We start from the raw sequence: 6,482 nt of genomic DNA on the forward strand, positions 1-6,482 counted from the left end.
TTTATTGCCTGCAAAACAACTACTTTCTATTAAATCCCCCAAAATTTCAACCTGATCCCGAAACGGCTTCATTGAGCCGGGCGGTTCGAACTCCAAATCCGTCAATCGTCAAATTTTCGGGGTATATCGAACCAATAATTTCCCGCTTCTTAACAATGTCCCCGTTTTTGTATAGGCGCTCCAAATTCATCAGGTTCTGTAATCCTGTATTTAAAAGGCCGTCAAAGTCTACTGGTGTTTGTGATGAACTGGCCAGTTTTCCCAATAGCTTTTCGATTTTATCAGTGTATTCTGCTTTCATTTTCCGGTAGTCATCCGGCTCAATTTTTTGGGTCGAAAGCAGGTCTCGTAAATAGGTTAACCTACCCTCCAGATCAGTGATCTGGTTGGAAATTTGTCTTTTATCGTCCTGTGAATGATTTGTCTGATCATACCATGCTTCTTGAAGGGTAAGCTGGTACAGCTCCAGATACTCCTGCCGGGGAACAAATTTCTTCAGCTCATTTACAAATATGTCGTTCAAAAATTCAGCCCTGAACCGGCATTTGCAACCACCGGTACAGTGGTAATAAAAGTAGTCCTGTGTTCTTCCTTTTGATTTACTGCCGGTAAGCTTCTTGGTGCATTTAGGACAGATTAGAAAGCCCCTCAACGGTAACGTAGAATTTGCTACATACATTGGGCGATAATGTCTTTTACGACCGTCCAGCACATCCTGCACCCGGTAGAACAAAGATTCCGAAACCAGCGGTTCATGCTGTGCTTTTACGGTGTGCGCTTCCTCGTCCTTATATTTTGGAATTACAATCTTCCCACAATACAGCGGGTTTCTAATGTTCATCCAAAAATTGCTTTTGGTACATTTCAACCCTTTTTCCTTGGCCATTTTGTAGATCTGTTCGGCATTAAAACAACCTTCTGCAAGCGTCTCAAAAGCCCATTTCATGATGCGGGCCTGTGGTTCGTGCGGTTCAATGTATTTCTTTCCCGATTCGGAAGTTCGGTTTATATAGCCGGTTGGCGCTATACCCAAGTACCGACCTTCTTTTTTGGCCCGGCGCATGCCGTGAAAAGTATTCAATGCCCGGCGATCGTTTTCAACTTCAGGAGCGGCCAGATAAAAAGCCAGCATCATCTTATTTTCAGGTACTGAAAGATCAAGCGGCTGCTCCACTGCCTGCGGTTCAATTCCCAATTTTCGAAGGGTGCTGATCATTTGGTAAGCATCACCGGCATTTCGACTAAACCGGTCCCATTTGATGAATAGTACCAGGTCGGCGGTGTTTTTATTTTTTCGCAGGAAAATAAGGTACTTGTTCCATTCTGGCCGGATAAAGGTCTTTGCCGAATGATCTTCATAAATAACCTTCCGCACCTCGATGTTCTGAATTTGGCAATACCTGCGTAAACGTTCTTCCTGGTCACGTTGTGAGTAGCCTTTATCGGCCTGCTCATCGGTACTCACTCTAATGTACAAATCTGCAATCTTCATACGCTTACTTTTGTAGATAATTTGAAATAGCTATGTTAGCTAATTTCCGGATAAAATTTAAAATCGCTGTAGCTTGTTCAAGGGTAACTATAGTTCCCCGTTGGCGTAACATCTCCTGTACTTTTTGCGGTGTTAGCTTTTCCATCTTACCTCCCTCATTTTTATCGCTCTCACTGTCCTGTAAGACAACCCCAATACTAATATACGAATGTTTTGACAGTTTTTTGTATTACCAAAACTATTTTGTGTTAAATTGCATTGATTTGTATCACAAATCTTTTGCTAACATGCTTACATTCGTTAAGTACAGTTAAGTAAAGTAAACAATGGAAAAGGAATACAGGGTAACATATAAAACATATTACAACGACCGCCTTAAACAGACCAACTTTCATGGTAAGTTGATGTATCCCTTATACGTACAGGTGACTTTTGACAGGAAAAGCATCTTTTTTAAGAGCTTCTTTTTTGATCTGTTTTCAAAGCCTAAATATGCTGCCCGGATTGGTGGCGAGGTTTTCGGCCCCGATGTAAAGGACATTATAAAGAAGGAAGAATCGCTGGTTGAGTTCATTATTGATAAGAACCGGGATAATTTTTCCTTAGACCTTTTTAAAACGGAATATGCCTATTATGGCCGGGATCTGCTGGATATGATGGAACCGGGGTTTCTGGAATACCTGTACACTTTTTTACACGATGAGGGCCTACCCTATTTGGCAGAAACCGTAAACCTGGGTTCGCTTACCTGTAAGTTATATGACCTTGTGCTGGATTTTAAAAGGTGCCTGAATCCGAAATTGTATCAAAAACTGTGGGACAACTCATTTTATTATAGTCCACCTTATTTGGTGCTATGTGCCTTTAATGAGAAACCGCAGCAGACGTTGTTGAAGGTGTTTACGGTGATGGATTGGGAACAGGCAGGTATTAAAGACAGTTTTGTTGAATTTGTTAAAAAAAATTATACCGATATAAATTCAAGTGATTTATTAATAGAAATAAATAAAGCGCTTAAAAAGTAATCTCTCTTGTGTTGTTTTACCAATGCACTGTCCATCGGAATGATTTAAATCCTATCTGAATGGCATTTGCACTACTCCATGGTAACCGCGCTTTTTTGGCTAAATAGCTCAAAAGTAATAACTTTCAAATATTGTCTCCCGCTAATGGCAACACATAATAGCGGAAAAACAAGCGTTAACTGTAATTTCATTGCGACACTCTATTAATCCAAACATTTAGACAGATACAATGTTTCAGACAAGACTTGCTTACCTCAGCGACATAGATAAAACTGCCAAATCAATTGCTGAAGAATTTACTGCGGGACAGAAAATTACAGAACGACTTCTTAAAACAATAATAGACCTTTATCAATCAGCTAAGGTTGAGCAAAGTTTTAAGGACGAATATTTTGAAACTGCATATCATTCTCCCATTACAGGCGAATTAGAGTTTTTTGTTGCAAGAATTTTATTTCATTACTCTGCCTTCAATGACAAAAAATGGAAAATTTATTTGCGGCGACAAGAAAGTAAGACTGCTCCCGACATACGACTTTTAAAAGGTGACAAAACTTTCGCAATTATAGAAGTGAAGGCAAAAGCTGGCTGGATTCAACCTTTTCTTTCACCAGAACGCTATCAACACGACAAGAACAGACTCGCCAAAGGCAAATCACCTTTTGACCCTGACAATTTAATCAGTAATTCAAAAAATCAACTCAATAAATATTTCACAACTTTTGGATTGACAAGTAACGACATTTTTCTTTTCTTGCCGACACTTGCATTAGTTCATAGGAAAAAGTATCTAACAGAGCTGCCTGAATACTATACTTACTTTGCTTCTACATCAGGACTTCCTGCAGATAATTTAATTCTTTTATCTAACAATAAGCGACTTGACCTTTCATATAAGACAAACGATTTAGACCCGACAGACAATTTTGAAAAGCTAATGTCAAAACTTGCGAAACGATGAAAAATTACAGGCAACATTCGGTTTGCTGCAATGCTGGCGGACGGAAGAACAATCGGCTTTTGAATTACTATCAGCTAATATCGGGCAGACGGAACTCTTTGAGCATTTATTTTAACTTCATCATCAGCAATTTTATTCGGCTTCAGTTGTGGGCAGACAATCATAAAATGCCAGCACAGCAGCAAGCCGTGGACGTTGTACGCAATTACTATGACAAACGAGACAATTTTTAAATCCCAAGACTTCGCAATACCATTCAAACGCAAGAATGAAGATTTCCTTTTACATCAAAAGGATGTTTTTGACATATTTAATTCCAACTTGGATTCGTTTAATGGCAGACTAAAAGAAAAAATCGAAGCTATTCGACCAAATATTGAAATTTTAGCTAACTCAATTCTAGACTCTATAGAATCCTTTCTAAATGGCGACACAATTGCAGCATATAAATTATTGGAAACTGGCGTTAATCAAATAAAAAAACATTTATTAATAAAAGAAGGAATAACAAATATTCCAAGTATTGAAGAACCTGAACAATTTTATAGAGCAAGGTACGGTTCAGATATATTATTCACAAGAGAAGAAATGTTTCATATACCTTTTGAGAAGCGTTATTTAGTTAGCTCACAACGGTATAGTTTACCTGGCATCCCTTGCCTTTATTTAGCAAATTCCACATATCTGTGTTGGGAAGAATTAGGCAAACCCGATTTTGATAGGACTCAATTCTCACGTTTTGACCTTAAAGACAGTAAGTTAAAATTTTTAAATCTTAATCACACTAATCAAGCATTATCTTTTATCGGGTTTGACAAAGATGGAGATGTTGACGAAATGGCTGATTTTCTTATTTCACAATTTTTAGCTACATGGCCTTTACAAGCAGCGGTTTCGAATGTTGTCCAACATAGAGACTTTCCATTTAAGCCTGAATATATAATTCCGCAATTGCTGCTACAATGGATTGTAAACAACAGGGAGCTTGACGGAATTAGATTTTTTTCAACTAAGTATAACGGCAATATCCCCGTATTGCATTTTGGCAACTTCTCAAATTTAGTAATACCTATAAAGAAAAGTAAAGCATCAGGGTATTGCGACGAACTTAAGCAAAAAGTAAAATTGACAACTCCCGTTTCATATATGTTTGCTTCTCTAGTATTACCACAAGTGACAAGCGAAAGGTTATCACTAGAAGAAATGAAAGTTACAATGAGACCGATAACTGTGGAACTAAGTCAAGACTTAAAAGCTCCCTATGAGAATACTAAGTTCGGACAAATTGAAAGAATATTACAACAAATTGAATCGAAATATATCGAATAAACTGCAACATTGGTATTGCCAAGAGGACATATGACTGCAATACTGTTGAACAACTTTATTTAGTTTGACATAACAACAAATAATATTTTATGCGACGTATTCTTTGGGTAAACGAAATGGAACAGAAATTGGTAGGCAGGACATATAACATAGAGACGTTTAACAAAAATACTGCTATTATGAAATGTTCTAAAGAAGTGAAAGATGCTTTGATCGGCCTTAAAGAAGGCGAAGGGACTTTGGTTTTTAAAGTAGTTGGGAGATACTTGTGTTTTATAGAGGTCAACTATGATGAGACTTTAAGAAAAATGGTTTTTGTTGACTTCCAAAAAAACGACAAATTAGCGATTGCCGCTTTTTCAACCACTCATAAACCAACAGACAAAAATGCGAAAGAAGTAACAGAAATTTTTTTCCAGGCACTTAATCTATATAACGAATCATACGACAAACATTATAACGATGTAGAACTTCGGCTTGACAAAATTGTTTTAAACTGATTGTAAAATCCATCTGCAATTCCAGGAGACACTTTTACAGGAGGGAACTTAATATAGAATGTCTCAAAATTATCATTGGTGTACGAAGACAAGCCGCTAACATTGGTTTTTGTATCATGGCCGCTGACGAAAGTATCCTCGTCTGTTGTGGTGCTATCAAACCTTGTTCCGGGCTGACGAATTACTATCGGCTTTTTTGCATAACTTGTCTGCAGTAGTCGCTTCGGCTTCAGGCCGGGCTTGACCGCCTTGATGCAGCCACGAACACAAAGCCCTACAGTTAGCGCTAAGCTATCAAGTGCACAAAGATTACTTCCTTTTTTTTATTGTCTTGTTTGTCAGCACGTTACCTTTTTCCTTTTTAGATAAGGCTGTTTCGAAATGAAATAACTCAATCATCTCAACCTCCAAAGCCTCTGCAAGCTTTGCAATCGTAATAAATTCAATATTTGTTTTGCCGTTTTCAATCCTACTGATATCACCATTATTAATACCTGTAGCCACCTCAATGTCTAACTGGGTCTTACCCTTTTCTTTTCTTACTTGTTTCAAACGTTTGCCGAATTGCTCTAACAGGTGAGTGTACTTTTGACTATCCATTTTCTTGGTTATATAGGAAAAGTCAAAATATTTTACGAATATAAATTTGGGGTATAAGCCAGATTTGTAAAAAAACACCTAACTTAGCCTTAATAACGGTAAAAACGAACCGGTATGGCTTTAATAAATAATGATACTAGTTAGGCTTGCTTAATTATAAATAGCTTGTAAAGCGAATTTGCTTTATTCTCGGATACCGAAAACTGCGACCTTTTGATGATCACGAGAAAATAAGGTAAATCGCTCACGACTTCTTTGGTATCTTGCCAAAGAAACGTGGGCGTTCTTATTCGTGATCAGGGGTGTCGCAGCCCTTCGGTATCGGTAAGGACTAACCCACGTTTTTCTATTTTACCCCTCACCAAGCAGCAGGTTTTCCTGCCTCGGTTAGCCTTACATGACTTTCAATCCTTTCCTTCATCCTTAATTGAATGTTATGTATAACGATGCTTCACCAGTTTCCCCCAAAAGAGTAACTCCCCCACAAAAATTAACTTCAGAAGAAATAGCCAACCCCCACCAGGTTATTTACGAATTATTTGATTTTGCGCACCTACCCCGGATTCGGGAACTGC

7 protein-coding genes are annotated in these 6,482 nt (G+C 38.0%); 4 read left to right on the forward strand and 3 right to left on the reverse strand.

Going from position 1 to position 6,482, the window contains the following annotated elements:
* Nucleotides 1-46 precede the first annotated feature (46 nt).
* Together A3860_RS34615 and A3860_RS41565 are read right to left on the reverse strand one after the other, a co-directional pair.
* A complete protein-coding gene (locus tag A3860_RS34615) occupies nt 47-1,492 on the reverse strand; it encodes a recombinase family protein (RefSeq protein ID WP_081155175.1) in 1,446 nt (481 codons plus the stop codon).
* A gap of 4 nt (nt 1,493-1,496) precedes the next feature.
* Nucleotides 1,497-1,637 carry a hypothetical protein gene (locus A3860_RS41565; protein ID WP_173820310.1) on the reverse strand — a complete coding sequence of 47 codons (141 nt, stop codon included), beginning with the start codon at nt 1,635-1,637 and terminating at the stop codon, nt 1,497-1,499.
* A 181-nt stretch (nt 1,638-1,818) separates the two neighbouring features.
* Here A3860_RS41565 and A3860_RS34620 point away from each other — a divergent pair, with 181 nt between their 5' ends.
* The 4 genes from A3860_RS34620 (at nt 1,819) to A3860_RS34640 (ending at nt 5,307) form a co-directional block, all read left to right on the forward strand.
* On the forward strand, nt 1,819-2,517 hold the full coding sequence (locus A3860_RS34620; protein WP_081155176.1) for a hypothetical protein: 699 nt from the start codon (nt 1,819-1,821) through the stop codon (nt 2,515-2,517).
* A gap of 229 nt (nt 2,518-2,746) precedes the next feature.
* Nucleotides 2,747-3,478 (forward strand): hypothetical protein, encoded by a 732-nt coding sequence (locus tag A3860_RS34625; RefSeq protein WP_081155177.1) that lies wholly within the window; start codon nt 2,747-2,749, stop codon nt 3,476-3,478.
* 210 nt (nt 3,479-3,688) lie between these two features.
* Nucleotides 3,689-4,807 carry a hypothetical protein gene (locus tag A3860_RS34635; protein ID WP_081155179.1) on the forward strand — a complete coding sequence of 373 codons (1,119 nt, stop codon included), beginning with the start codon at nt 3,689-3,691 and terminating at the stop codon, nt 4,805-4,807.
* A gap of 89 nt (nt 4,808-4,896) precedes the next feature.
* On the forward strand, nt 4,897-5,307 hold the full coding sequence (locus A3860_RS34640; RefSeq protein WP_081155180.1) for a hypothetical protein: 411 nt from the start codon (nt 4,897-4,899) through the stop codon (nt 5,305-5,307).
* Nucleotides 5,308-5,616: 309 nt separating this feature from the next.
* On the opposite strand, the gene A3860_RS34645 is transcribed toward A3860_RS34640, so the two are convergent.
* Entirely contained in the window at nt 5,617-5,907 is a 291-nt protein-coding gene (locus A3860_RS34645; RefSeq protein ID WP_081155181.1) for a helix-turn-helix domain-containing protein, read from the reverse strand.
* Nucleotides 5,908-6,482: the final 575 nt, after the last annotated feature.

Origin of the sequence: Niastella vici (assembly GCF_002077945.1) — a bacterium.
Taxonomy (GTDB): Bacteria; Bacteroidota; Bacteroidia; order Chitinophagales; family Chitinophagaceae; genus Niastella; species Niastella vici.

Bases quoted from the DNA above. Each gene is read 5' to 3' on its own strand.
- A3860_RS34635 (WP_081155179.1), top strand. From the start codon at position 3,689: ATGACAAACGAGACAATTTTTAAATCCCAAGACTTCGCAATACCATTC.
- A3860_RS41565 (WP_173820310.1), bottom strand. From the start codon at position 1,637: ATGGAAAAGCTAACACCGCAAAAAGTACAGGAGATGTTACGCCAACGG.
- A3860_RS34625 (WP_081155177.1), top strand. From the start codon at position 2,747: ATGTTTCAGACAAGACTTGCTTACCTCAGCGACATAGATAAAACTGCC.
- A3860_RS34640 (WP_081155180.1), top strand. From the start codon at position 4,897: ATGCGACGTATTCTTTGGGTAAACGAAATGGAACAGAAATTGGTAGGC.
- A3860_RS34620 (WP_081155176.1), top strand. From the start codon at position 1,819: ATGGAAAAGGAATACAGGGTAACATATAAAACATATTACAACGACCGC.
- A3860_RS34615 (WP_081155175.1), bottom strand. From the start codon at position 1,492: ATGAAGATTGCAGATTTGTACATTAGAGTGAGTACCGATGAGCAGGCC.
- A3860_RS34645 (WP_081155181.1), bottom strand. From the start codon at position 5,907: ATGGATAGTCAAAAGTACACTCACCTGTTAGAGCAATTCGGCAAACGT.